This window comes from Hafnia alvei (genome assembly GCF_034424155.1).
GTDB classification, from domain to species: domain Bacteria; phylum Pseudomonadota; class Gammaproteobacteria; order Enterobacterales; family Enterobacteriaceae; genus Hafnia; species Hafnia alvei.
On the sequence record NZ_CP139992.1, the window covers coordinates 247186 to 272294 of the forward strand.

Sequence of the window (25109 nt, forward strand, 5' to 3'; positions counted from 1 at the left end):
AATAAGTGCCAGAGGCCGCCGAAAGGGCGGCCTCTTTACATGGTTTTTGGAGTGCTTTCATGCTGGATATTGGCGTTAACTTAACAAGCAGTCAGTTTGCCAAAGATGTTCCTCTGGTTGTTGAGCGTGCGCGTACGGCTGGGGTGAACGCGATGTTGATCACCGGTACTGATCTGCATGAGAGCAAACGCGCTATCGCCATGGCGCAGGAGTATCCAGATTACTGCTGGGCAACCGCCGGTGTTCATCCACACAATGCCAGTTCATGGAATCAGCAATGCGCCGAGGAGATCGCCGCGTTGGCTGTTTTGCCAGAAGTCGTTGCCGTTGGCGAATGTGGTCTTGATTTTGATCGCAACTTTTCGACTCCCGATGAACAAGAGCGAGCTTTTACCGCCCAGCTGGCGTTGGCATCAGAGCTCAACAAACCGCTGTTTTTGCATTGCCGGTCGGCACATGAAAAATTTATCTCTCTATTGCGTCCATGGTTAGCCAAAATACCCGGCGCGGTAGTACATTGTTTTACCGGTAGCCGTGAAGAGCTACATGAATGTTTGGATCTGGGGCTTTATATCGGCATCACCGGATGGGTTTGTGATGAGCGACGTGGCCTTGAGCTGCGTGCCATGCTGCCCGAGATCCCAACTGAGCGTCTATTGCTTGAAACTGACGCCCCCTATTTACTGCCGCGTGACTTAGAAAACAAACCTAAATCGCGACGTAATGAACCCTGTTTCTTACCGCACATCGTTTCACAGGTCGCTGGCTGGCGTCAGCAGGATGTGGAGTGGTTAAAGCAGGTTACTGAAAATAATGCCCGCCAACTTTTTCGGCTGGTATGAGTAAGGAGAATAACGTGAGCTATGCATTTCCAGGGGCCTTCCCAGGCCGTCGTCTGCGTCGTGTTCGTCGCCATGATTTCAGCCGTCGCTTAGTGGCTGAAAACGTTCTGACCGTAGACGATTTGATTTACCCCGTGTTTGTTATGGAAGGCAAGAATCATCAGGAAGAAGTTTCCTCAATGCCGGGCGTACACCGTATGACGATCGATCTGCTGGTTAAAGAAGCAGAAGCGATTGCCAAACTGGGCGTACCGGTATTGTCGTTGTTCCCGGTTATTGGCACAGACAAAAAATCACTGCACGCTGAAGAAGCTTATAACCCTGATGGGTTGGTGCAGCGCGCCGTACGTGCGCTGAAAGATGCGGTTCCTGAACTGGGGTTGCTGACTGATGTGGCGTTAGATCCTTATACTACGCATGGTCAGGATGGGATTATCGACGCTGATGGCTACGTCATTAACGATATCACCAAAGAGATTTTAGTGCGTCAGGCGCTTTCTCATGCCGAAGCCGGTGCTGAAATTATCGCTCCGAGCGATATGATGGATGGGCGTATTGGCGCCATTCGCGACCAGCTTGAAGCGCAGCAGATGGTCAATACTCAGATTATGGCGTATTCCGCTAAGTATGCTTCTTGCTACTACGGCCCATTCCGTGATGCATTGGGCTCTTCTGGCAATCTGAAGGGGGGCAATAAGAAAACCTATCAGATGGATCCTGCCAATAGCGATGAAGCCTTGCAGGAAGTGGCTCAAGATCTGCAAGAAGGCGCTGATATGGTGATGGTAAAACCGGGTATGCCGTATCTGGATATGGTGCGTCGTGTGAAAGACACCTTCGGTGTGCCGACCTTTGCCTATCAGGTTTCCGGTGAGTATGCGATGCATATGGCCGCCATCCAAAATGGCTGGCTGCAAGAAAAACCGGCGATTATGGAATCTCTGATTTGCTTCAAACGTGCGGGCGCTGACGGCGTGCTGACTTATTTCGCCAAGCGTGTTGCCCAGTGGCTGCACGATGCAGAAATGAATCGCTAATCATTGCTTGAAGTAGACAAGAACCGCCGTTGATATTTCACGGCGGTTTTTTTATTTAACGCTTTTCGAAATCAGTGTTTTCAACGCTTTGCTGAACCGGTTTATTAAGCAGGTTAAGCAATAGAATGGCGCGTTTTTCGCCATCGGCTTCGCTGTAAATGGCTTCAAAACCTTCAAATGCGCCGCTGGTGATGACAACGGTGTCGCCGGGCGCTGGCGTATCAGGATCAATGAGCTCAGTGGGGGGGGCCGTCATTAACTGCTTGATAACCTTAAAAGGAATAGTAGCCGGTAGAGATCCAAATCGAACGAAATGGCTAACCCCGCGCGTAGATTGCACCGTGGTGGTGTGAATTCTTTCGGGATCAAGCTCGATAAACATGTAGTTAGGGAACATAGGTTCCTTCACCTGTGTACGTTTACCGCGTACGATCTTTTCCAACGTAATCATTGGAGTAAAGCAAGGGATTTCCTGACGCGTCAGATGTTCTTTCGCACGCTCTAATTGACCTCTTTTGCAATACAGCAGATACCACGATTCCATAACAACCTACAATTTAATGACTTACCTAGAGCATAGCAAAAGGTCGGATTGATAGACAGTTTCAGGTATTGATAGCGAGTATTTCCTATTGCTTATGCCGAAGTTTTACATTTTTTGCCACTTCAGGCAGAAGATCACAGCGTTGACCATAATTATTAGTTATAAATGTCGCCCTATATAACCACCCAGATGACGAGTGGTTTCGGCGTGATAAAGCGCAATAAAATTATTCTCAATGTCAGGAGAAATTTCCATGGAGTTGTTTTTACTGAGTAACGGTAAGGTTTCCGGTGAATCTGAATTGCTGGGTTATGCAAAAGGGCCCATCCAGTCCATGCTGCTAAGTAAGAAGATACGTTCTGCTGTACTGGTTCCTTATGCAGTGATCCGCGGTAATTACGACGCCCGTGCCGCAGAATTAGAAAACTCATTAGGTATTCAAGTTACCAGTCTGCATCATTTTGGCGATCCGGTAAAAGCCATTGAAGAGGCTGAATGTATTCTGGTGAGCGGCGGTAATACGTGGCTGCTGAACCAAATGCTGCATGAGAATGGCCTGATTGTGCCGATTCAGCGCGCGGTACGTGAACGTGAGATCCCCTACATCGGCTGGAGTGCCGGTTGTAACGTGGCAACGCCAAGCATTCGGACCACCAACGATATGCCGGTACGCAATAGCGTGGTACTGCCTGCGCTAGGTTTATTCCCTGTTCAGATAAACCCGCACTATATCGATGCCCACCTGAGTGGTCATATGGGCGAAACGCGCGACGAGCGTATCGCTGAGTTCTGTGCGGTGAACCCAAGTGAATATGTGATTGCGTTACGTGAAGGCAGCTTGCTGCATGTTTCCGGTGATGAACTGGAATACTACAGCGTGAAAGCGCAGGGCTATAAAGTGTTCCGCCACAATCAAGAAACTCATGAGTATTTTGATACGCAAGCACTGGCTGAGATGGTGCCTTTTCGCTGCCGTTAATTGCCCATAAGTAAAGACATACCGTTTGTTGCTGGCAGCCAATCGAATGATAATGCTTATTAAAGCAATTAGTTACCTGCTTGTAACAAAAGTGCAGCAACCAGAGTGAAGAACGCTTATAATGGGTTCTTCACCAGCCCAATAAGAAAGCTATGAAATACCGTGACTTGCGCGAATTCCTCTCTTTGCTGGAACAGAGAGGTGAGCTAAAACGCATCAGCCAGCCAATCGATCCTTATCTGGAAATGACAGAAATTGCTGACCGCACTTTGCGTGCCGGTGGCCCAGCGTTGCTGTTTGAAAACCCGAAGGGGTATGACATTCCCGTTTTGTGTAACCTGTTTGGTACCGCGAAGCGTGTTGCCTTAGGAATGGGGCAGGAGGATGTTAGCGCGTTGCGTGAAGTCGGTAAGCTGTTGGCATTTTTGAAAGAACCGGAGCCGCCAAAAGGGTTCCGCGATCTGTTTGATAAACTGCCTCAGTTTAAGCAGGTTCTGAACATGCCGACGAAACGGCTGAGCACCGCACCGTGCCAAGAGCTTATTTGGCAGGGTGATGATGTTGATTTGGGGCGTATTCCAGTAATGCATTGCTGGCCTGAAGACGCTGCCCCGCTGATTTCGTGGGGGCTGACGGTGACCCGAGGTCCGCATAAAGAGCGGCAGAACCTTGGCATCTATCGCCAGCAGGTTTTGGGCAAGAATAAAGTGATTATGCGCTGGCTATCTCATCGTGGCGGTGCGCTTGATTTCCAAGAGTGGTGCCAAGCACATCCCGGTGAACGCTTCCCGGTGTCAGTGGCTTTAGGTGCCGATCCAGCGACGATACTCGGCGCGGTGACGCCGGTGCCGGATACGCTTTCTGAATATGCGTTTGCTGGGCTATTGCGCGGCAACAAGAGCGAAGTCGTTAAATGTATTTCTAACGATCTGGAAGTGCCAGCCAGTGCTGAAATCGTGCTGGAAGGCTATATCGAGCCGGGTGAAATGGCGCCAGAAGGACCTTATGGTGACCACACGGGTTATTACAATGAAATTGATAATTTCCCTGTCTTTACCGTGACTCATATTACCCAACGTCGTGATCCTATTTATCATTCGACCTATACGGGACGTCCACCGGATGAACCTGCGGTGATGGGGCTGGCATTAAACGAAGTTTTCGTGCCGATTCTGCAAAAGCAGTTCCCAGAAATCGTGGATTTCTATCTGCCGCCAGAAGGGTGTTCGTATCGCATGGCGGTCGTTACCATGAAGAAACAGTACGCCGGTCATGCCAAGCGCGTAATGATGGGCGTCTGGTCGTTTTTACGCCAATTCATGTACACCAAATTCGTCATTGTTTGTGATGACGATATCAATGCTCGAGATTGGAACGACGTTATTTGGGCAATCACTACTCGAATGGATCCCGCGCGTGATACGGTGATGATTGAAAATACACCGATAGATTATCTTGATTTCGCTTCACCGGTGTCGGGGCTGGGTTCTAAAATGGGACTGGATGCCACCAACAAATGGCCGGGCGAAACACAACGCGAATGGGGACGCCCCATTGTTATGGATGAAAAAGTCCGTACGCGGATTGATGCCATCTGGGATGAACTGGCAATTCTGGAAGATAACCATACTGACGCTAAGAATAGCCGCAAGCCTAATTAACGGCGGCTGTCTGGTTATGCAAAACCCATTATCCGATAGAGTAACTACATGACAACGTTGAGCTGTAAAGTCACTTCCGTTGAGGCTATCACCGATACGGTTTATCGCGTTCGCTTAGTGCCGGAAGCACCGGTTTCGTTTCGCGCGGGCCAGTATTTGATGGTCGAAATGGATGAGCGTGACAAGCGTCCGTTCTCTATGGCTTCAACGCCATTGGAAAAGGATTTTATCGAACTGCATATCGGCGCTTCAGAGATTAATCTCTATGCGATGGCGGTGATGGATCGCATTCTGAAAGATCGTGTGGTGAATGTTGATATTCCTCACGGCGACGCTTGGCTGCGTGAAGAGGGTGATCGTCCATTAGTGTTGATCGCCGGTGGTACAGGATTCTCCTACACTCGCTCTATTTTAATGATGGCGCTGGCACAGCAGCCTAATCGTGAGATTGCGATTTATTGGGGTGGCCGTGAATCTAAGTACCTTTACGATTTGGCCGAGCTAGAAGCGCTGCGAGAAAAGCATCCACAGCTGAAAGTTATTCCTGTGGTTGAACAACCAGAAGAGGGCTGGAACGGTCGAACTGGCACCGTTTTGAGCGCGGTTTTGCAAGACTACGGTTCGTTGGTAGAATACGACATCTATATCGCTGGGCGTTTTGAAATGGCGAAGATTGCGCGTGAGCGTTTCTGCGCCGAGCGCGAAGCTAAAGCAGAGCATATGTTTGGCGATGCGTTTGCGTTCATCTGATATAACGCCTCTGCTAGTAGTGTATCGGCTGCTAGCAGAGGGTGTTCTGCCAGAAATAAAAAACCCGCCCCTGACAGGCGGGAAGTACGGCAACTAAACTTTGTACCCGTTATGCTTCAAGCGGCAAGAGAGCTGGTTAAACCCGCTCGAATACGGTCGCAATACCCTGACCTAATCCAATACACATGGTTGCCAGACCAAACTGCACGTCACGGCGCTCCATTAGATTCAGCAGCGTAGTTGAAATACGTGAGCCGGAACAGCCGAGCGGGTGGCCTAAGGCAATTGCGCCGCCGTTAAGATTCACCTTTTCATCCAACACATCCAGCAGCCCAAGATCTTTTAGACACGGTAAGGTCTGAGCCGCAAACGCCTCGTTCAATTCAAACTGTCCGATATCTGAAATACTCAGTCCTGCACGCTTTAAGGCGAGCTGGGTAGCAGGCACAGGGCCGTATCCCATAATGGAAGGATCGCAGCCCACTACGGCCATCGAACGAATGCGTGCACGTGGTTTTAAGCCCAATGATTTGGCGCGTGACTCGCTCATCAACAACATGGCCGATGCTCCATCGGAAAGTGCCGAGGAGGTGCCTGCCGTGACGGTACCATTTACCGGATCGAAGGCAGGCCTTAACGCTGCCAAGCTAGCGACGGTGGTTTCAGGGCGGATGACTTCATCATTAAACAGCATTTTCAACACGCCATCGGCGTCGTGACCTGCGGTAGGGACGATCTCGTTTTTAAATGCGCCAGAAGTTGTGGCGGCATAGGCGCGCTGATGTGAGCGAGCGGCAAATTCATCCTGCATTTCGCGGCTGATTTTGTGCATTTTCGCCAGCATTTCGGCGGTCAGCCCCATCATGCCAGCCGCTTTAGCAACGGTGCGGCTTAGGCCTGGATGGAAATCAACGCCGTGGCTCATCGGTACGTGGCCCATATGTTCAACGCCGCCAATTAGGCTAATCTGTGCATCACCGATCATAATGGCGCGAGCGGCATCGTGAATCGCCTGCATCGACGAACCGCACAGGCGGTTAACCGTCGTTGCCGGTACGCTATGTGGCAGTTCAGCCAGCAGCGCGGCGTTGCGTGCAATATTAAAGCCTTGTTCCAGCGTTTGTTGTACACAGCCCCAGTAAATGTCATCGATTTCTTTTGCATCGACGTTTGGGTTGCGGCTGAGCAGTGATCGCATCAGATGTGCCGAGAGATCTTCAGCTCGAACCTGACGATATGCGCCGCCTTTTGAGCGACCCATTGGCGTGCGGACGGCATCGATAACCACCACGTTTTCAATTGAACGGTTTTCCATGATTCCTTCCTTAAGCCTGTTGAGTGGCGCTGGAGGCCATCGTTGCGTCGGTCTCAATCGGTGCCGCCGCCGGATAATAGGCCGCGTTGGTTTCTGCTTTGGCGCGTAGGCCTGCTGGCACCTGATATAGCTCACCTAAATGCTGGTAGCGTTGGGCCATTTCGACATATTGCGTAGTGCCGATGGTGTCTAGGTAGCGGAATGCGCCGCCGTGGAACGGAGGGAAACCAATGCCATAGACCAGAGCCATATCTGCTTCAGCAGGGCTTGACACGATTTTTTCTTCGAAACAGCGCACGACTTCGTTGATCATCGGGATCATCATTCGAGCGATGATCTCTTCATCACTGAACTGTGCATTAGATGGCGCAACCTCTGCTAGCAGAGCCGCAGTTTGCTCGTCCTGTACTTTGCGTGGTTTGCCTTTGCTGTCTTGCTCGTAGCGATAGAAGCCCACGCCGTTTTTTTGACCAAAGCGCTGTGCATCAAACATCACATCCACCGCATCGCGATAGTTTTTGCCCATACGCTGCGGGAAACCTTGAGCCATAACCGCTTGAGCATGATGTGCCGTGTCGATGCCGACGACGTCGAGCAGATAAGCCGGGCCCATAGGCCAGCCAAACTGTTTCTCCATCACTTTATCAACTTGGCGGAAATCAGCTCCGTCGCGTAACAGCAGGCTAAAACCGGCGAAGTAAGGGAACAGCACGCGGTTGACGAAGAAGCCAGGGCAATCATTTACCACAATCGGCGTTTTGCCCATTTTGGTGGCATAAGCGACAACGGTGCCAATTGTTTGATCGGAGGTTTTAGCCCCGCGAATGATCTCGACCAATGGCATGCGATGTACTGGGTTAAAGAAGTGCATACCGCAGAAGTTTTCAGGACGTTGCAGCGAGGCGGCTAACTGATCGATAGGGATGGTGGAAGTATTCGAAGCCAGCACCGCGTCTGGTTTAATCAATGATTCTGCTTCCGCTAAGACGGCAGCTTTAATTTTTGGATTTTCAACTACGGCCTCAACCACGATTTGCGCCTGTTCAATACCCGCGTAGTTCAGCGTTGGCTGGATTGTGGAGAGGATCTGCGCCATTTTCAGGCCATTGATTTTCCCACGTTCGAGCTGTTTGTTGAGGAGTTTGCCGGCTTCATTCATACCGAGCAGCAGCGATTTTTCACTGATGTCTTTCATTAACACCGGCGTGCCTTTCAGCGCAGATTGATAGGCGATACCGCCGCCCATAATACCCGCACCGAGCACCACGGCTTGTGAAGGGACTTGTCCAGACTGGGCAAGTTTCTTGGCTTTGCCTTTCACGAACTGATCGTTGAGGAAGATCCCAACCAGAGCGCGAGCTTGGGTGGTGCGGGTTAATGGCACAAAGCTGGCGGTTTCAAGCTTGAGTGCTTCGGCACGTTTTAAACCGGCGGCGGCTTCAATGGTTTTCACCGCGGTGATTGGCGCAGGGTAGTGTTTCCCTGCGGTTTGCATCACCATGCCTTTGGCCGTGGTGAAGCTCATCAGCGATTCAATCGGGCTGAGCTTTAGCGGTTCCAGCTTTGGCTGGCGCTGTGCTTTCCAATCCAGTTGACCATCGATGGCTTGGTGCAACATTTTGAGTGCGCCACTAACCAGCTTATCTTGCGATACCACCGCGTCGACTAAACCGACTTTGAGGGCTTGTTCAGCGCCAATATCTTTACCGGCGGCAATGATCTCCAGTGCGCTATCCGCACCGAGCAGGCGCGGCAAACGAACCGACCCGCCGAAGCCAGGCATAATTCCCAGCTTAGTTTCTGGCAGGCCAATGCGAACGTCCGGCGTAGCGATGCGGAAATCGGTGGCTAATACACATTCGCAACCTCCGCCCAGCGCATAGCCATTTATGGCGGTAATGGTGGGGACGGGTAAATCCTCTAAGCGGTTAAATACGCTATTGGCGAAGTTGAGCCATTGCGTGAGTTTTTCTGCTGGAGCCGCAAATAGAGATAAAAACTCGGTGATATCTGCGCCAACGATAAAAGCGGCTTTGGTTGAACGCACTAATAGGCCCCGCAGCTGCGGCTGTTTTTCAAGCACGTCTAGGGCTGCGCCTAAGCTGGCAACAGTTTTGGTATCCAGCTTGTTAATGGCGGCTGGAGCGTCAAATACCAGCTCGGCAATACCGTCTTCGAGCCAGTTTACATGTAGGTTTTCGCCTTGGTAGAGCATCGTGATCTCCTGAATCAGCGCAGTTGATCTGGTATGACCAGATGTTTTGAAGTGTGGTTTTAATGTTAAAAAAATGCAAACAAAACATTGCGCATTTGCAAACTCGATCACAGAGAGTTGAATGGGATTTTTGCCAACTTCCTGTTTTTAAGGAGGGCTGTGATAAGATGGAAAAATTCGTTGTGGGCAAAGGGTCATTTACATGGAAACACTAGCTTCGTTGTATTCTGAACACATGGAAACGCTGCAGCAGCGCACCCGTGAGGTTTTAGCGCGTAGTCAATTGGATGGATTACTGATTCATTCTGGTGAGTTGCTATCGTTGTTCTTAGACGATCGCGATTATCCGTTTAAGGTGAATCCTCAGTTCAAAGCCTGGGTGCCGGTGACTCAAGTACCTAATTGCTGGCTGTGGGTAGACGGTGTGAATAAGCCGAAGCTTTGGTTCTATTCTCCCGTTGATTACTGGTATAGCGTTGAACCATTGCCAGAAGCGTTTTGGACTTCTCATGTAGAAATGACCGCTTTGCGTAAAGCGGATGACATCGCACAGCTGTTGCCAAGTGCACGTGAGCGTGTTGCCTATATCGGCTATGTGCCGCAGCGTGCGCAGTCTCTGGGCATTAAAGCCGAAAATATTAATCCGCAGGCGGTGCTGGATTATCTGCACTACCATCGCGCATACAAAACCGGCTATGAACAAGCGTGTATGCGCGAAGCGCAAAAGACGGCAGTAGTTGGGCATCAAGCGGCGTTGGAAGCATTCCAGTCAGGTATGAGTGAGTTTGATATCAATCAGGCTTATCTGACGGCAACAGGACATCGTGATACCGATGTTCCTTACGACAATATCGTGGCGCTGAATGAGCACGCTGCGGTTCTCCACTACACCACGCTTCAGCATAAGTTGCCTTCTGAAGTCCGTAGCTTCTTACTTGATGCGGGCGCGGAGTATAACGGCTATGCGGCTGATTTAACGCGTACCTATGCGGCTAAAAGCGATAGCGATTTTGCAGCCTTGGTCAGCGATATGAACAAAGAGCAGCAGGCGCTGATCGCGACACTGAAATGTGGTGTTCGCTACACGGATTACCATCTGCAAATGCATCAGCGTTTGGCAAAATTACTCAAAAAACACCATATTCTAAAAGATATCAGTGAAGAAGCCGCCGTGGAACAAGGGCTGACATGCCCATTCCTGCCGCATGGCTTGGGGCATCCGCTTGGGCTACAGGTTCATGATGTTGCAGGTTTTATGCAGGATGAAAATGGTACCCATCTGGCCGCGCCAGAAATGTATCCGTTCTTGCGCTGCACGCGCATCATGGAGCCGGGAATGGTGATGACCATCGAACCTGGCCTGTACTTCATTGATTCACTGCTCGCGCCGTGGAAAGAAGGGAAGTTTAGTCAGCACTTTGATTGGGCCCGCATTGACGCTTTCCGTCCTTACGGCGGGATCCGTATTGAAGATAACGTTATTTTCCATGAGAAATCCGTGGAAAATATGACGCGCGATCTGCATTTGGATTAATGAGTCAGCCTTATCTTATTCCCGCTGAGGCGCTGAGCTTCAGCGAGGAAATCAAAAAAAGCCGCTTCATTACCTTGTTGGCACATACGACGGGTAGTGAAGCGGCAAAAGCTTTTGTCACTCAGGTGAAATCCGAGCATCCTGATGCGCGTCATCATTGCTGGGCGTTTGTTGCTGGTGCACCGGATGATTCTCAACAGTTAGGTTTTTCCGATGATGGAGAACCGTCGGGAACGGCGGGAAAGCCCATGCTTGCTCAACTGATGGGCAGTCATATTGGTGAGATTACGGCGGTCGTCGTACGTTATTATGGCGGCATCCGATTGGGAACCGGTGGTTTGGTTAAGGCCTACGGGGGTGGTGTTCAGCAAGCATTAAAACTTTTGCCGGTAGCGCGTAAAGTGCCACAGGCTGAGTATACTTTGCAGTGTGACTATGGATTATTGACCCAAGTTGAAGCCGTTATAGCGCAGGCTGGGGGCGAGATCTTGCAGAGTGATTATGCTGTTGATGTGCTGCTGACGGTGAGTTTGCCAGTGCTGGTTGTAGAAGACGTCGCTGAAAAGTTACGCAACATGAGCCGTGGCTCATTGCAATTACATCAGACTTCGTAATAATCCCCCGCATTATCTTTTTTGTTGTACTTATTACTCTTTAATTGAGCAAGGAACGTGCCCGAATGCATTTTCGTGCCATTATCCGCATCGTCGGTTTACTCGTCATATTGTTCTCTGGAACTATGATCATCCCGGGGCTTGTTGCCCTGATTTATCGTGACGGTGCAGGCCGGGCGTTTACTCAAACTTTCTTTGTTGCGCTAACGATCGGTACTTTGCTGTGGTGGCCACAGCGTAAGCAAAAACATGAGTTAAAGCCGCGCGAAGGTTTTTTGATTGTTGTGCTGTTCTGGACGGTGTTGGGCAGCGTTGGGGCATTGCCTTTCCTGTTTTCAGAACGTCCGAACCTCAGCGTGACAGATGCCTTCTTTGAATCGTTCTCCGGTTTAACAACCACAGGGGCAACGACTCTTGTTGGTTTAGATAACCTCCCTAAAGCTATTTTATTCTATCGACAGATGCTGCAGTGGCTTGGCGGTATGGGGATTATCGTCTTGGCCGTGGCCATTTTGCCTATTTTGGGCGTAGGTGGATTACAGCTCTATCGCGCCGAAATGCCGGGGCCGCTAAAAGATAATAAGATGCGCCCACGTATTGCTGAAACGGCCAAAACATTATGGTTTATCTATGTTTTGCTGACCGTTGCGTGTGCCGTGGCGCTGTGGGGCGCGGGGATGGATGTTTTCGACGCCATTTCTCATAGCTTCTCAACTATCGCGATTGGCGGATTCTCAACGCACGATGCCAGCATAGGCTATTTCAACAGTCCTACTATCAATACCATCATTGCGGTATTCCTACTGATTTCCGGCTGTAACTTCAGTTTGCACTTTGCGCTCCTAAGCGGGCGAAGCTTGAAAGTGTATTGGCGCGATCCTGAATTCCGTATGTTCATTTTTGTTCAGCTGACGCTGGTGGCGGTATGTACCCTTGTTCTATGGTGGCATAACGTTTATCAAACGGGACTACAAACGGTGAATCAGGCGTTTTTCCAAGTGGTGTCGATGGCGACAACTGCTGGGTTTACTACTGACAGCATTGCGCACTGGCCGTTATTTCTGCCTGTGCTTCTATTATGTTCCGCATTCATCGGCGGCTGTGCGGGTTCAACGGGCGGGGGGCTGAAAGTCATCCGTATTCTGCTGCTGTTCTTGCAGGGGTCGCGTGAACTTAAGCGACTGGTGCATCCTAATGCGGTCTATACCATCAAGCTAGGTAGCCGAGCCTTGCCGGAACGTATCCTTGAAGCGGTATGGGGTTTCTTCTCTGCCTACGCATTAGTCTTCATCATTAGTATGCTTGCGATTATCGCGACAGGGGTTGATGATTTCTCTGCGTTTGCTGCAGTGGTCGCAACCTTGAACAACCTCGGTCCAGGGTTAGGAGTGGTTGCAGACAACTTCACCTCGATGAATGATGCGGCTAAATGGGTGCTGGTCGTCACCATGCTGTTTGGTCGATTAGAAGTCTTCACCTTGTTAGTGCTGTTTACGCCAACGTTTTGGCGTAATTAAAGTATTCACGATTAATTATGGATAATGCCAGAGGCCGTAAGCCATGAAGAAAACATTAGTGCTTTATTCAAGCCGAGATGGACAGACAAAAGCTATCGCCTCTTATATAGCCTCAACCTTATCTGAAACGACGATGTGTGATGTGCAAGATTTGGCAATCTCGATGGATATCGATCTTGCGAACTATCAGGCGGTCGTGATTGGTGCATCGGTTCGCTACGGACACTTTCAACGTGCGCTATATCAGTTCACTAAAACGAACGCCGCACAGCTAAATGCAATGCCGAGCGCTTTCTTTGCCGTAAACCTCACTGCTCGTAAGCCTGAGAAGAGAACACCACAGACCAATGCGTATACGCGCAAGTTTTTGCTTGCGACACCTTGGCAGCCAAAACAATGCTCGGTGTTTGCAGGAGCGCTGCGTTACCCACGATATGGTTGGTTAGATAAGGTCATGATCAAACTTATTATGAAAATGACCGGTGGGGAAACGGATACGACTAAAGAAGTTGAATATACGGATTGGCAGGATGTAGGGCGCTTTGCACAGGAATTTGTCCGTTTAACCAGCGGTATGGTGAGATAATCATCACAAAGCATAACTTTTGTTGATAAATTACGCGTTCAGTAATTATTTTCAAATAAACACTTGTCAGCCGTTCAGAAGTCCCTATAATGCGCCACCACTGACCGGGAACAACGACGCAAACGTCGCTCGGTGAGGAAGAGAAAAGCATCGCAGTAATGCGAATTTCTGAAAAGAAAAAAGCTTGACTCTTCAGGAGGAAAGCGTAATATGCACCTCCCGAGTTGCTGGAACGAATGTTCGCAATTCGCTGCTCTTTAACAATTTATCAGACAATCTGTGTGGGCACTCACAAGACAATATCTAACGTCCTCGGACGATAAAATATTAAAGTCTTGAAGAGTGACCAAGCAGTAATTCATTTAGTGAATTATTACGAAAGTTAATTTTCGAGCATCGCTTCACTTGTTGAAGCAAATCAAGCTTTTAATTGAAGAGTTTGATCATGGCTCAGATTGAACGCTGGCGGCAGGCCTAACACATGCAAGTCGAGCGGTAGCACAAGAGAGCTTGCTCTCTGGGTGACGAGCGGCGGACGGGTGAGTAATGTCTGGGAAACTGCCTGATGGAGGGGGATAACTACTGGAAACGGTAGCTAATACCGCATGACGTCTTCGGACCAAAGTGGGGGACCTTCGGGCCTCACGCCATCAGATGTGCCCAGATGGGATTAGCTAGTAGGTGGGGTAATGGCTCACCTAGGCGACGATCTCTAGCTGGTCTGAGAGGATGACCAGCCACACTGGAACTGAGACACGGTCCAGACTCCTACGGGAGGCAGCAGTGGGGAATATTGCACAATGGGCGCAAGCCTGATGCAGCCATGCCGCGTGTATGAAGAAGGCCTTCGGGTTGTAAAGTACTTTCAGCGAGGAGGAAGGCATTGTGGTTAATAACCACAGTGATTGACGTTACTCGCAGAAGAAGCACCGGCTAACTCCGTGCCAGCAGCCGCGGTAATACGGAGGGTGCAAGCGTTAATCGGAATTACTGGGCGTAAAGCGCACGCAGGCGGTTGATTAAGTCAGATGTGAAATCCCCGAGCTTAACTTGGGAACTGCATTTGAAACTGGTCAGCTAGAGTCTTGTAGAGGGGGGTAGAATTCCAGGTGTAGCGGTGAAATGCGTAGAGATCTGGAGGAATACCGGTGGCGAAGGCGGCCCCCTGGACAAAGACTGACGCTCAGGTGCGAAAGCGTGGGGAGCAAACAGGATTAGATACCCTGGTAGTCCACGCTGTAAACGATGTCGACTTGGAGGTTGTGCCCTTGAGGCGTGGCTTCCGGAGCTAACGCGTTAAGTCGACCGCCTGGGGAGTACGGCCGCAAGGTTAAAACTCAAATGAATTGACGGGGGCCCGCACAAGCGGTGGAGCATGTGGTTTAATTCGATGCAACGCGAAGAACCTTACCTACTCTTGACATCCAGAGAATTTAGCAGAGATGCTTTAGTGCCTTCGGGAACTCTGAGACAGGTGCTGCATGGCTGTCGTCAGCTCGTGTTGTGAAATGTTGGGTTAAGTCCCGCAACGAGCGCAACCCTTATCCTTTGTTGCCAGCACGTAATGGTGGGAACTCAAAGGAGACTGCCGGTGATAAACCGGAGGAAGGTGGGGATGACGTCAAGTCATCATGGCCCTTACGAGTAGGGCTACACACGTGCTACAATGGCATATACAAAGAGAAGCGAACTCGCGAGAGCAAGCGGACCTCATAAAGTATGTCGTAGTCCGGATTGGAGTCTGCAACTCGACTCCATGAAGTCGGAATCGCTAGTAATCGTAGATCAGAATGCTACGGTGAATACGTTCCCGGGCCTTGTACACACCGCCCGTCACACCATGGGAGTGGGTTGCAAAAGAAGTAGGTAGCTTAACCTTCGGGAGGGCGCTTACCACTTTGTGATTCATGACTGGGGTGAAGTCGTAACAAGGTAACCGTAGGGGAACCTGCGGTTGGATCACCTCCTTACCTAAAGATAGCGTTAAGTGCAGTGTCCACACAGATTGTCTGATGAAATTAATGAGCAAGAGCACCTGTTGATGTTGTGAGTTTTAAGACTCATGCTGATACGAAACGAGAAAGCGTGAGCTTTGTCGGTATTTTCGTGTCCCCATCGTCTAGAGGCCTAGGACACTGCCCTTTCACGGCTGTAACAGGGGTTCGAATCCCCTTGGGGACGCCATTCCGATAATGAGTGAAAGACATTATCACCTGAATATCTTAAAGATGACTTTATTAAGTCGTGTTTAAGATATTGCTCTTTAACAATCTGGAACAAGCTGAAATTTGAAAGCTTAAGCAACTGTGAGAATGACTTCGGTCAAACACTGACACAGTTTGCATTAAGCAGTCTCTCAATTTTTTGCAATCTTGAATGCTGTCTTGAACCGGTTCGTAACCGCGTTCACTAAAGAGACACCTTCGGGTTGTGAGGTTAAGTGACTAAGCGTACACGGTGGATGCCTAGGCAGTCAGAGGCGATGAAGGACGTGCTAATCTGCGATAAGCGTCGGTAAGCTGATATGAAGCGTTATAACCGACGATTTCCGAATGGGGAAACCCAGTGCAATTCGTTGCACTATCGTTAAGTGAATACATAGCTTAACGAAGCGAACCAGGGGAACTGAAACATCTAAGTACCCTGAGGAAAAGAAATCAACCGAGATTCCCCTAGTAGCGGCGAGCGAACGGGGAGCAGCCCAGAACCTTAATCAGCGTATGTGTCAGAGGAACGGTCTGGAAAGTCCGGCGATACAGGGTGATAGCCCCGTACTTGAAAATGCATACGTTGTGAGTTCGATGAGTAGGGCGGGACACGTGACATCCTGTCTGAATATGGGGGGACCATCCTCCAAGGCTAAATACTCCTGACTGACCGATAGTGAACCAGTACCGTGAGGGAAAGGCGAAAAGAACCCCGGCGAGGGGAGTGAAATAGAACCTGAAACCGTGTACGTACAAGCAGTGGGAGCCTCTTTTATGGGGTGACTGCGTACCTTTTGTATAATGGGTCAGCGACTTATATTTTGTAGCAAGGTTAACCGAATAGGGGAGCCGTAGGGAAACCGAGTCTTAACTGGGCGTCAAGTTGCAAGGTATAGACCCGAAACCCGGTGATCTAGCCATGGGCAGGTTGAAGGTTGGGTAACACTAACTGGAGGACCGAACCGACTAATGTTGAAAAATTAGCGGATGACTTGTGGCTGGGGGTGAAAGGCCAATCAAACCGGGAGATAGCTGGTTCTCCCCGAAAGCTATTTAGGTAGCGCCTCGTGAACTCATCTTCGGGGGTAGAGCACTGTTTCGACTAGGGGGTCATCCCGACTTACCAACTCGATGCAAACTACGAATACCGAAGAATGTTATCACGGGAGACACACGGCGGGTGCTAACGTCCGTCGTGAAGAGGGAAACAACCCAGACCGCCAGCTAAGGTCCCAAAGTCATAGTTAAGTGGGAAACGATGTGGGAAGGCATAGACAGCCAGGATGTTGGCTTAGAAGCAGCCATCATTTAAAGAAAGCGTAATAGCTCACTGGTCGAGTCGGCCTGCGCGGAAGATGTAACGGGGCTAAACTATGCACCGAAGCTGCGGCAGCGACACTTAGGTGTTGTTGGGTAGGGGAGCGTTCTGTAAGCCGTTGAAGGTGGCTCGTGAGGGTTGCTGGAGGTATCAGAAGTGCGAATGCTGACATAAGTAACGATAAAGCGGGTGAAAAACCCGCTCGCCGGAAGACCAAGGGTTCCTGTCCAACGTTAATCGGGGCAGGGTGAGTCGACCCCTAAGGCGAGGCCGAAAGGCGTAGTCGATGGGAAACAGGTTAATATTCCTGTACTCGGTGTTACTGCGAAGGGGGGACGGAGAAGGCTAGGCTATCCGGGCGACGGTTGTCCCGGTTTAAGCGTGTAGGGGGAAAGCGTTGGTAAATCCGCGCTTTTATTAACCCTGAGGCGTGATGACGAGTCACTACGGTGATGAAGTAGTTGATGCCAAGCTTCCAGGAAAAGCCTCTAAGCTCTAGGTAACATTGAATCGTACCCCAAACCGACACAGGTGGTCAGGTAGAGAATACCAAGGCGCTTGAGAGAACTCGGGTGAAGGAACTAGGCAAAATGGTGCCGTAACTTCGGGAGAAGGCACGCTGGCGCGTAGGTGAAGTCCCTTGCGGATGGAGCTGAAGCCAGTCGAAGATACCAGCTGGCTGCAACTGTTTAATAAAAACACAGCACTGTGCAAACACGAAAGTGGACGTATACGGTGTGACGCCTGCCCGGTGCTGGAAGGTTAATTGATGGGGTCAGCCGCAAGGCGAAGCTCTTGATCGAAGCCCCAGTAAACGGCGGCCGTAACTATAACGGTCCTAAGGTAGCGAAATTCCTTGTCGGGTAAGTTCCGACCTGCACGAATGGCGTAATGATGGCCAGGCTGTCTCCACCCGAGACTCAGTGAAATTGAACTCGCTGTGAAGATGCAGTGTACCCGCGGCAAGACGGAAAGACCCCGTGAACCTTTACTATAGCTTGACACTGAACATTGAGCCTTGATGTGTAGGATAGGTGGGAGGCTTTGAAGCGTGGACGCCAGTCTGCGTGGAGCCAACCTTGAAATACCACCCTTTAATGTTTGATGTTCTAACTCCGGTCCCTAATCGGGATTGAGGACAGTGTCTGGTGGGTAGTTTGACTGGGGCGGTCTCCTCCTAAAGAGTAACGGAGGAGCACGAAGGTTAGCTAATCACGGTCGGACATCGTGAGGTTAGTGCAATGGCATAAGCTAGCTTGACTGCGAGAGTGACGGCTCGAGCAGGTACGAAAGTAGGTCATAGTGATCCGGTGGTTCTGAATGGAAGGGCCATCGCTCAACGGATAAAAGGTACTCCGGGGATAACAGGCTGATACCGCCCAAGAGTTCATATCGACGGCGGTGTTTGGCACCTCGATGTCGGCTCATCACATCCTGGGGCTGAAGTAGGTCCCAAGGGTATGGCTGTTCGCCATTTAAAGTGGTACGCGAGCTGGGTTTAGAACGTCGTGAGACAGTTCGGTCCCTATCTGCCGTGGGCGTTGGAAGATTGAGAGGGGCTGCTCCTAGTACGAGAGGACCGGAGTGGACGCATCACTGGTGTTCGGGTTGTCATGCCAATGGCATTGCCCGGTAGCTAAATGCGGAAAAGATAAGCGCTGAAAGCATCTAAGCGCGAAACTTGCCTCGAGATGAGTCTTCCCTGAGACCTTGAGTCTCCTAAAGGAACGTTTAAGACTAAGACGTTGATAGGCTGGGTGTGTAAGCGTAGCGATACGTTGAGCTAACCAGTACTAATGATCCGTGAGGCTTAACCTTACAACACCGAAGGTGTTTTAAGACGCAGAGACGCGAAAACACAAAGAGTAAGCTTGTTGAACAGATTGGTTTGTATGGCTAGCTGTAGAAATACAGAAAGCGGTACAAATAACAGAATATGCCTGGCGGCGATAGCGCGGTGGTCCCACCTGACCCCATGCCGAACTCAGAAGTGAAACGCCGTAGCGCCGATGGTAGTGTGGGGTCTCCCCATGCGAGAGTAGGGAACTGCCAGGCTTTAAATAAAACAAAAAGGCCATCCTTTCGGATGGCCTTTTTGTTTTGTTTAAATTTTGTCGGTAAGCGTCTCGATAGAGTAGGACAACATCGTCGGGAACGATGTTGAACAACGCGACGCGTTGGCCCGAAGGGCGCTGGGCAGGAAGCCCAGCGTAAACTGCCAGGCTTTAATTAAAGTAAAGAACCTCAGTCGAAAGACTGGGGTTTTTTGCTATGGGAAATTTGAAAAGAATAAATCATCGTCACTATTGATATTAATTATCAATTGCATTGACATATTTTCTGCTCTATCTAGAATGCGAATCTCTTATTTCCGCTTGGATGCGCATTATGAAAAACATTTCTCTGGTTATTATTTCTTCTATTTTGTCATTTACCAGCTATTGTTCAGTAGCAAAAGAGCCAACAAAGGCTGTGATCGCTCATGTAACTGCATCGACAGCAGATACATTGAGCATTACACACGCGGCTGGCGTTACTCAAATCCATAAAAACCCACAACGAGTCATTCTGTTTGATTTTGGTACCTATGATTCACTGGAAAAACTAGGGCTGACAAGCCACGTCGTTGGTTTGCCAAAATCAATACCTAGCTATATAAAAGGCAAAGTATCATCTTCAATGACTGAAGTTGGGGGAATGAAAGACCCTGATTTAAATGCGATTGCACTGTTACAACCTGATTTGATTATTATTACGGGCCGTCAAGGCAATTCATATGATGCGCTTTCCGCTATCGCACCAACGATTAGTTTAGCTACTGATCAGAATACATATTTTGCATCCGTGAAGACAAATGCGGAATTATTAGGCCAGATATTTGATAAAAAAGATGATGTTGCTCGTTATATCGAGGCTTTATCTCATCAAATAGCGTCTATAAAGTCTGATAAAGCGCCGGAGAATCTTACTGCTTTAACGTTGATACATAACAATGATAATTTTGGCGTGACTCACCAGCCTATTGTTTTTGATGTATTAGGGATGAAACAGGCAAAGGTTATCTTGCCCACATCAGATAATAGTCATAAGAAGCGCGTACCGCTAACAACGCACGACATCGCTCAGGCAAATCCGAATATTATCTTCGTTGTGGACCGCAGCGCGGCTATTGGCACAACGCCGTTGGATAAAGCAAAATTTGAAGATGATAATCTGCGTTCTACATCGGCTTTTAAAAATGGAAAGATCGTTTATCTGACGCCTGATCTTTGGTATTTATCGGGGGCAGGTTTAGAGAGCACAGCCGCACAATTAACTGAGGTAGCAAACGCACTTTAGCAGTGAGCTGCAATTAACGGCGGTATAAGATAATGCCGCCATTTTTATTCTCTTTTGGCTACACATCTATTTATCCAAAAATTCAAAGAAGGATCGGTTAGACTAAGCGTAGTTTAGTCAGGATGAGATCCTTGTTTCATGTCTAATAGCCGTACATCGCTTACCAAATTCACTACATTTGGAATCAACGCCAAAGCCAAAGATATTATTGTTGCCACATCACCGGATTCTTTAGCGGAATTCTGGCGCATAGCAGTCGATCGGCATGATCCTGTGTTGATCTTAGGCGAGGGTAGTAACGTATTATTTTTAGAAGACTTTTCTGGAACCATACTACTTAATCGCATCAAAGGTATCACTATTACGGAAGACGGTGATAGCTGGCGACTTCATGTGGGGGCTGGAGAGAATTGGCATGAGCTGGTGAAGTATTCACTTGAACAGGGCATGTCTGGGCTTGAAAACCTCGCGTTGATCCCAGGATGTGCGGGCTCTGCACCTATTCAAAATATTGGTGCTTATGGGATTGAATTCCAAAGAGTTTGTGACTACGTCGATGTATTGAATTTACGTACGAATGAAGTCTTTCGCTTAACCGCTGATGAATGCCAGTTTGGCTATCGGGAAAGCATTTTCAAGCACAGCTATCGTGATGGCTACGCCATCATCGCTGTTGGTTTACGTTTAGATAAGTTATGGCAGCCCGTACTGAACTATGGTGACTTAGCCCAGCTGCCTCGTGAAACGGTAACGCCGAAGCAGGTCTTTGATTCAGTTTGTCATATGCGTAAGACCAAACTGCCAGACCCGCACGAAACGGGTAATGCCGGTAGTTTCTTTAAAAACCCGGTTGTGACGGCAGCCGTTGCGGCGCAAATTAAAGCGATATTCCCTGATGCCCCTATGTACCCACAAGCATCGGGTGATATGAAGCTTGCTGCGGGTTGGCTTATAGACCGCTGTGACCTCAAAGGATTTCAGGTTGGCGGAGCCGCAGTGCATCAGAAACAGGCATTGGTTTTAATTAATAAAGATCATGCTACGAGTGCTGACGTTGCTATGTTGGCGCAAGCTGTCCGCAACAGGGTTGCAGAGAAATTTGATGTGTGGCTAGAACCTGAGGTTCGTTTTATATCGGCTACTGGTGAAGTTAACGCGGTTGAGGTTTTGTCATGAAAGATATCAGCGTGCCCCTACGTTTAATCAACATTCTCTCCGATGGTGAGTTTCATTCAGGTGAATACTTGGGTGAGCTGATGGGAATGAGCCGAGCGGGCGTCAATAAGCATATCCAGACAATCCGTGACTGGGGAATCGATGTTTTTACGGTTCCTGGAAAAGGTTATAGTCTGCCATCACCGATGCAGTTACTTGATGAGCAAGAAATTACGAAACAACTACCCGAAGGTGGAGTGACGGTACTCCCGGTGGTTGATTCCACTAATCAGTATCTACTCGATCGTATACACGAGCTGCGCTCTGGTGATGCATGCGTCGCTGAGTATCAGCAAGCGGGCCGTGGACGTCGTGGTCGGCACTGGTTTTCACCTTTTGGTGCCAATCTGTATCTCTCTATGTTTTGGCGTTTAGAGCAAGGACCTGCAGCGGCGATGGGCTTAAGTTTGGTGATTGGGATCGTGATGGCTGAAGTGCTGCGCGAGCTTGGTGCTCCGGATGTGAAGGTGAAGTGGCCAAACGATCTTTATCTCAACGATAAGAAATTAGCGGGCATTCTCGTCGAGTTGACGGGAAAAACCGGTGATGCAGCGAATATTGTTATTGGCGCTGGCATCAATTTATCTATGCGCTCTCCAGATACTTCGATAGTCAATCAACAGTGGATTAATCTTCAGGAAGCTGGCGTTAAAATCAATCGTAATGAGCTAGTTGCCCAGTTATTGAAGCGGCTGCGAGATACTTTGATTGATTTTGAAACACGTGGTTTGGCACCGTTTGTCGAACGCTGGCGTGAGCTTGATAATTTTATTGACCGTCCGGTTAATTTGCTGATTGGTGAGCAAAAAATTTATGGGATCGCTCGCGGTATCGACGCTCAGGGAGCATTGCTTCTAGACCGCGAAGGTGAAGTGACGCCGTTCATCGGCGGTGAAATTTCACTGCGCGGCGCATAACAAAAAGGGCATCAAAAATGATGCCCTATTCCAGTAAATCTCAGCGGGTTATTTACGCAGACGCACGCTTTCAACGGCGTGGTTTCCACCCTTAGTCATGATCAGACTTGCGCGTTCACGCGTGGGAAGGATGTTTTGTGTTAAGTTTAGCCCGTTGATCTCTTTCCATAAATTTGTTGCTATTTCAACAGCTTCAGATTCCGGTAACTGAGAGTAGTGGTGGAAATATGAGTCCGGGTTGGAAAATGCACCTTGGCGGAATTTCAAGAATCGATTGATATACCAGCCTTGTAGTAAATCCTCCGGTGCATCAACATAAATTGAGAAATCTACGAAGTCAGACACGAAAACACGATGTGGATCGTGTGGATAATCCATGCCGCTTTGTAGAACATTCAATCCTTCCAATATAAGAATATCTGGCTGCTCAATGACTTTGCAGCTGTCAGGGATAATGTCGTATATCAGGTGAGAATATTGCGGAGCCGTCACTCGCGGTGCACCGGATTTTATCTCAGAAACAAAGCGCACAAGATTTTGAATATCGTACGACTGCGGGAATCCTTTTTTCTTCATCAAACCGCGTTCTTGCAGCACTTTATTCGGATGCAGGAAACCATCAGTTGTCAGTAGTTCAACTTTACGGTGCTCTGGCCAGCGGCTCAATAGAGCCTGTAATACGCGAGCCGTCGTGCTTTTCCCAACAGCTACGCTACCCGCAATCCCAATAATATACGGGATGCGCGGACCGTTAGTGCCTAAAAACTGTTCGAGAACGGCTTGGCGGCGAACGTTTGAGCTGAAATAGAAATTAAGTAGGCGAGAAAGTGGCAGATAGATTTGAGCAACTTCTTCTAACGAAAGATCTTCGTTAATACCCTTTAGATTAGCAATTTGTTCTTCCGTCAGTGTTAATGGAACGGAGTTACGCAGTGCAGCCCATTGTTGGCGACTAAACTGTAGATACGGTGTCGCCAAAGATTGATCTTTCTTCATATGCCCAATTCTGCCTGTTAGCGCGGGTCGGGAACGGCGACAGACGCCAACTCCAGATGGATAACGAGCTGCACATTATAATCAGCTTCGCTACGGCCGTAGTGTTTTTTTTTAAAACTTTGACTCAATCTACGTAATGGTTGTAATGCGATCAAGAGATAAGGGGAATGTAAGAAAGGAAAAAAGCGGAGGCTAAAAATAAATGTGCCCCCGCTAGGAGAACTCAGCTAGCTTTTGCAGGTTGGACAACGGCGAAGAGGCGTTTGTAGTAGATCGCGGTAGGGTGGTATTGACCGTCGGGTGTACAGGCATAGTCAGGGATTTCCCCCATGCATCGATAACCTTCCGTTCGATAGAAAGCTTCAGCAGCCGATCCCGCTTGAGTATCTAAATAGAGTAAGCCTCGATGTGCCTGCATCGCTGACTTTTCAAGCGTGATAATCAGCTGGTGCGCAACCCCTAAGCGGCGTGCGCTGCTGTGAACCATGAGTTTTTGAATTTCAGCCCGATTGCGGCCATTAGGCTTCTGGCAAAGAGAAAGCTGCACTGTACCAATCACACGATGCTCATCACGGGCTATCCATAATAACAGCTCTCCTTTGGCAATCAGGGGCCGCAGGCTATGGAAGTAGCATTCAGCATCATAATGATCAATCTGTGTGTCATATCCCAAAGAGGCGCCGTTAGCGACCGCGTCGGTCAAAAGCAGAGCAAGTTCACTGCGGTATACTGGTAATGTGGCATCGTTAAGCAGCACAATTTTCATTGGCGATTCCTCCAGAACGGGTCATGACTTGGTATAAGCAAAGAGCAGGCCAAGTTGCAGAACTGCTAATTACGTGGGGGAGTCAGCCTAATAAGTGTAGCTTTTGCTTTGCGTTGGTGCAGAAAGCATAAAATTAATGCACCAGAAAAGTGTGATTGTGATCAATACCAATGTTTTTGAACACGCCGCCGTGGCTGTGAAACATGAGATGTTGAATGATGTGAGGCGGCTTGTAGGGACTAAAATCATGCTATTTTGTGAGCAATTAAACGGTCTAAAAGACGTTTTTGACTGTTTTCTGACCGAAGGTGCGCAAAATTGAATTTTTTTGTTGCATAGAGCACGATCACTACCTAGAATGCGACCCACTTGATGCCGGCTTAGCTCAGTTGGTAGAGCAACTGACTTGTAATCAGTAGGTCACCAGTTCGATTCCGGTAGCCGGCACCATCAAGTAAAAGCAACACCAAGTGGTGGGGTTCCCGAGCGGCCAAAGGGAGCAGACTGTAAATCTGCCGTCTCAGACTTCGAAGGTTCGAATCCTTCCCCCACCACCATTTATTCGCCTTAGAGATAGGGCCTGAGGTGTGGTTTAATCCTACATCTCAAAATGTATCAGTGAAGATCTCACTTCATCGATACAAAACTCTACAGAACAATCAGGTAGCCGAGTTCTAGGATGCGGGCATCGTATAATGGCTATTACCTCAGCCTTCCAAGCTGATGATGCGGGTTCGATTCCCGCTGCCCGCTCCAA

Annotated in this window: 18 protein-coding genes, 4 tRNA genes and 3 rRNA genes; 20 read left to right on the top strand and 5 right to left on the bottom strand. The window is 49.1% G+C overall.

The window, feature by feature from the left end:
* The first annotated feature begins 59 nt into the window (after positions 1 to 59).
* Both tatD and hemB read left to right on the top strand, forming a co-directional pair.
* Positions 60 to 842 carry a 3'-5' ssDNA/RNA exonuclease TatD gene (gene tatD, locus U0008_RS01165; protein ID WP_043490321.1) on the top strand — a complete coding sequence of 261 codons (783 nt, stop codon included), beginning with the start codon at positions 60 to 62 and terminating at the stop codon, positions 840 to 842.
* Positions 843 to 856: 14 nt separating this feature from the next.
* Entirely contained in the window at positions 857 to 1879 is a 1023-nt protein-coding gene (hemB, locus tag U0008_RS01170) for a porphobilinogen synthase (protein WP_025802238.1), read from the top strand.
* A 55-nt stretch (positions 1880 to 1934) separates the two neighbouring features.
* On the opposite strand, the gene rfaH is transcribed toward hemB, so the two are convergent.
* On the bottom strand, positions 1935 to 2423 hold the full coding sequence (rfaH, locus tag U0008_RS01175; RefSeq protein WP_025802240.1) for a transcription/translation regulatory transformer protein RfaH: 489 nt from the start codon (positions 2421 to 2423) through the stop codon (positions 1935 to 1937).
* A 253-nt stretch (positions 2424 to 2676) separates the two neighbouring features.
* Between rfaH and pepE the strand changes: the two genes are divergently transcribed.
* From pepE to fre, 3 genes are all read left to right on the top strand, one after another.
* Entirely contained in the window at positions 2677 to 3402 is a 726-nt protein-coding gene (pepE, locus tag U0008_RS01180; protein ID WP_043490325.1) for a dipeptidase PepE, read from the top strand.
* A gap of 152 nt (positions 3403 to 3554) precedes the next feature.
* The gene (gene ubiD / locus U0008_RS01185; RefSeq protein WP_043490327.1) at positions 3555 to 5063 is read left to right on the top strand and encodes a 4-hydroxy-3-polyprenylbenzoate decarboxylase; all 1509 of its coding nucleotides are present in this window, start codon (positions 3555 to 3557) and stop codon (positions 5061 to 5063) included.
* A 48-nt stretch (positions 5064 to 5111) separates the two neighbouring features.
* Complete coding sequence (gene fre, locus U0008_RS01190; protein WP_043490329.1) at positions 5112 to 5813, top strand: NAD(P)H-flavin reductase; 702 nt, start codon at positions 5112 to 5114, stop codon at positions 5811 to 5813.
* Positions 5814 to 5949: 136 nt separating this feature from the next.
* Here fre and fadA read toward each other — a convergent pair whose 3' ends face one another.
* Positions 5950 to 7113 carry an acetyl-CoA C-acyltransferase FadA gene (gene fadA / locus U0008_RS01195; protein WP_043490348.1) on the bottom strand — a complete coding sequence of 388 codons (1164 nt, stop codon included), beginning with the start codon at positions 7111 to 7113 and terminating at the stop codon, positions 5950 to 5952.
* A 25-nt stretch (positions 7114 to 7138) separates the two neighbouring features.
* Positions 7139 to 9343 (bottom strand): fatty acid oxidation complex subunit alpha FadB, encoded by a 2205-nt coding sequence (fadB, locus tag U0008_RS01200; RefSeq protein ID WP_043490332.1) that lies wholly within the window; start codon positions 9341 to 9343, stop codon positions 7139 to 7141.
* A 202-nt stretch (positions 9344 to 9545) separates the two neighbouring features.
* On the opposite strand from fadB, the gene pepQ reads away from it, so the two are divergent.
* The 11 genes from pepQ to birA all read left to right on the top strand — a co-directional run bounded on the left by pepQ (position 9546) and on the right by birA (position 22590).
* Positions 9546 to 10877 carry a Xaa-Pro dipeptidase gene (gene pepQ, locus U0008_RS01205; RefSeq protein ID WP_025802251.1) on the top strand — a complete coding sequence of 444 codons (1332 nt, stop codon included), beginning with the start codon at positions 9546 to 9548 and terminating at the stop codon, positions 10875 to 10877.
* Complete coding sequence (locus tag U0008_RS01210; protein WP_025802253.1) at positions 10877 to 11491, top strand: IMPACT family protein; 615 nt, start codon at positions 10877 to 10879, stop codon at positions 11489 to 11491. Before pepQ ends, U0008_RS01210 begins: the two co-directional genes overlap by 1 nt.
* 65 nt (positions 11492 to 11556) lie before the next feature.
* On the top strand, positions 11557 to 13008 hold the full coding sequence (trkH, locus tag U0008_RS01215; protein ID WP_025802255.1) for a Trk system potassium transporter TrkH: 1452 nt from the start codon (positions 11557 to 11559) through the stop codon (positions 13006 to 13008).
* Positions 13009 to 13051: 43 nt separating this feature from the next.
* Positions 13052 to 13594: a menaquinone-dependent protoporphyrinogen IX dehydrogenase gene (hemG, locus tag U0008_RS01220; RefSeq protein ID WP_043490335.1), complete on the top strand. Its 543-nt coding sequence runs from the start codon at positions 13052 to 13054 to the stop codon at positions 13592 to 13594.
* Positions 13595 to 14021: 427 nt separating this feature from the next.
* A 16S ribosomal RNA gene (locus U0008_RS01225) occupies positions 14022 to 15564 on the top strand.
* A 138-nt stretch (positions 15565 to 15702) separates the two neighbouring features.
* A tRNA-Glu gene (locus U0008_RS01230) sits at positions 15703 to 15778 on the top strand.
* Between the two features lie 250 nt (positions 15779 to 16028).
* Positions 16029 to 18937: ribosomal RNA gene (locus U0008_RS01235) — 23S ribosomal RNA — on the top strand.
* 121 nt (positions 18938 to 19058) lie between these two features.
* Positions 19059 to 19174, top strand: a 5S ribosomal RNA gene (gene rrf / locus U0008_RS01240).
* Together the 16S, 23S and 5S rRNA genes with 1 tRNA gene alongside form the textbook arrangement of a ribosomal RNA operon.
* Before the next feature lie 333 nt (positions 19175 to 19507).
* Positions 19508 to 20458 (top strand): siderophore ABC transporter substrate-binding protein, encoded by a 951-nt coding sequence (locus U0008_RS01245; RefSeq protein ID WP_043490352.1) that lies wholly within the window; start codon positions 19508 to 19510, stop codon positions 20456 to 20458.
* 138 nt (positions 20459 to 20596) lie between these two features.
* Positions 20597 to 21634: a UDP-N-acetylmuramate dehydrogenase gene (murB, locus tag U0008_RS01250; protein WP_043490354.1), complete on the top strand. Its 1038-nt coding sequence runs from the start codon at positions 20597 to 20599 to the stop codon at positions 21632 to 21634.
* Entirely contained in the window at positions 21631 to 22590 is a 960-nt protein-coding gene (birA, locus tag U0008_RS01255) for a bifunctional biotin--[acetyl-CoA-carboxylase] ligase/biotin operon repressor BirA (protein ID WP_025802682.1), read from the top strand. Before murB ends, birA begins: the two co-directional genes overlap by 4 nt.
* Before the next feature lie 48 nt (positions 22591 to 22638).
* Here birA and coaA read toward each other — a convergent pair whose 3' ends face one another.
* Positions 22639 to 23586, bottom strand: a complete 948-nt coding sequence (gene coaA, locus U0008_RS01260) for a type I pantothenate kinase (RefSeq protein ID WP_025802684.1) — start codon at positions 23584 to 23586, stop codon at positions 22639 to 22641.
* Between the two features lie 223 nt (positions 23587 to 23809).
* On the bottom strand, positions 23810 to 24352 hold the full coding sequence (locus U0008_RS01265; RefSeq protein WP_043490357.1) for a GNAT family N-acetyltransferase: 543 nt from the start codon (positions 24350 to 24352) through the stop codon (positions 23810 to 23812).
* A 136-nt stretch (positions 24353 to 24488) separates the two neighbouring features.
* On the opposite strand from U0008_RS01265, the gene U0008_RS01270 reads away from it, so the two are divergent.
* The 4 genes from U0008_RS01270 (at position 24489) to U0008_RS01285 (ending at position 25108) form a co-directional block, all read left to right on the top strand.
* A complete protein-coding gene (locus U0008_RS01270) occupies positions 24489 to 24674 on the top strand; it encodes a hypothetical protein (RefSeq protein WP_043490359.1) in 186 nt (61 codons plus the stop codon).
* A 52-nt stretch (positions 24675 to 24726) separates the two neighbouring features.
* Positions 24727 to 24802 (top strand) — tRNA-Thr (locus U0008_RS01275).
* 22 nt (positions 24803 to 24824) lie between these two features.
* A tRNA-Tyr gene (locus U0008_RS01280) sits at positions 24825 to 24909 on the top strand.
* A gap of 124 nt (positions 24910 to 25033) precedes the next feature.
* Positions 25034 to 25108 (top strand) — tRNA-Gly (locus tag U0008_RS01285).
* Position 25109 lies beyond the last annotated feature (1 nt).

Excerpts from the sequence above, each read along its gene's own strand:
- murB (WP_043490354.1), top strand. The coding sequence starts at position 20,597 with ATGTCTAATAGCCGTACATCGCTTACCAAATTCACTACATTTGGAATC.
- ubiD (WP_043490327.1), top strand. The coding sequence starts at position 3,555 with ATGAAATACCGTGACTTGCGCGAATTCCTCTCTTTGCTGGAACAGAGA.
- pepQ (WP_025802251.1), top strand. The coding sequence starts at position 9,546 with ATGGAAACACTAGCTTCGTTGTATTCTGAACACATGGAAACGCTGCAG.
- U0008_RS01270 (WP_043490359.1), top strand. The coding sequence starts at position 24,489 with ATGCACCAGAAAAGTGTGATTGTGATCAATACCAATGTTTTTGAACAC.
- rfaH (WP_025802240.1), bottom strand. The coding sequence starts at position 2,423 with ATGGAATCGTGGTATCTGCTGTATTGCAAAAGAGGTCAATTAGAGCGT.
- U0008_RS01210 (WP_025802253.1), top strand. The coding sequence starts at position 10,877 with ATGAGTCAGCCTTATCTTATTCCCGCTGAGGCGCTGAGCTTCAGCGAG.
- fadB (WP_043490332.1), bottom strand. The coding sequence starts at position 9,343 with ATGCTCTACCAAGGCGAAAACCTACATGTAAACTGGCTCGAAGACGGT.
- U0008_RS01245 (WP_043490352.1), top strand. The coding sequence starts at position 19,508 with ATGAAAAACATTTCTCTGGTTATTATTTCTTCTATTTTGTCATTTACC.
- tatD (WP_043490321.1), top strand. The coding sequence starts at position 60 with ATGCTGGATATTGGCGTTAACTTAACAAGCAGTCAGTTTGCCAAAGAT.
- U0008_RS01265 (WP_043490357.1), bottom strand. The coding sequence starts at position 24,352 with ATGAAAATTGTGCTGCTTAACGATGCCACATTACCAGTATACCGCAGT.
- coaA (WP_025802684.1), bottom strand. The coding sequence starts at position 23,586 with ATGAAGAAAGATCAATCTTTGGCGACACCGTATCTACAGTTTAGTCGC.
- trkH (WP_025802255.1), top strand. The coding sequence starts at position 11,557 with ATGCATTTTCGTGCCATTATCCGCATCGTCGGTTTACTCGTCATATTG.
- hemG (WP_043490335.1), top strand. The coding sequence starts at position 13,052 with ATGAAGAAAACATTAGTGCTTTATTCAAGCCGAGATGGACAGACAAAA.
- pepE (WP_043490325.1), top strand. The coding sequence starts at position 2,677 with ATGGAGTTGTTTTTACTGAGTAACGGTAAGGTTTCCGGTGAATCTGAA.
- birA (WP_025802682.1), top strand. The coding sequence starts at position 21,631 with ATGAAAGATATCAGCGTGCCCCTACGTTTAATCAACATTCTCTCCGAT.
- fre (WP_043490329.1), top strand. The coding sequence starts at position 5,112 with ATGACAACGTTGAGCTGTAAAGTCACTTCCGTTGAGGCTATCACCGAT.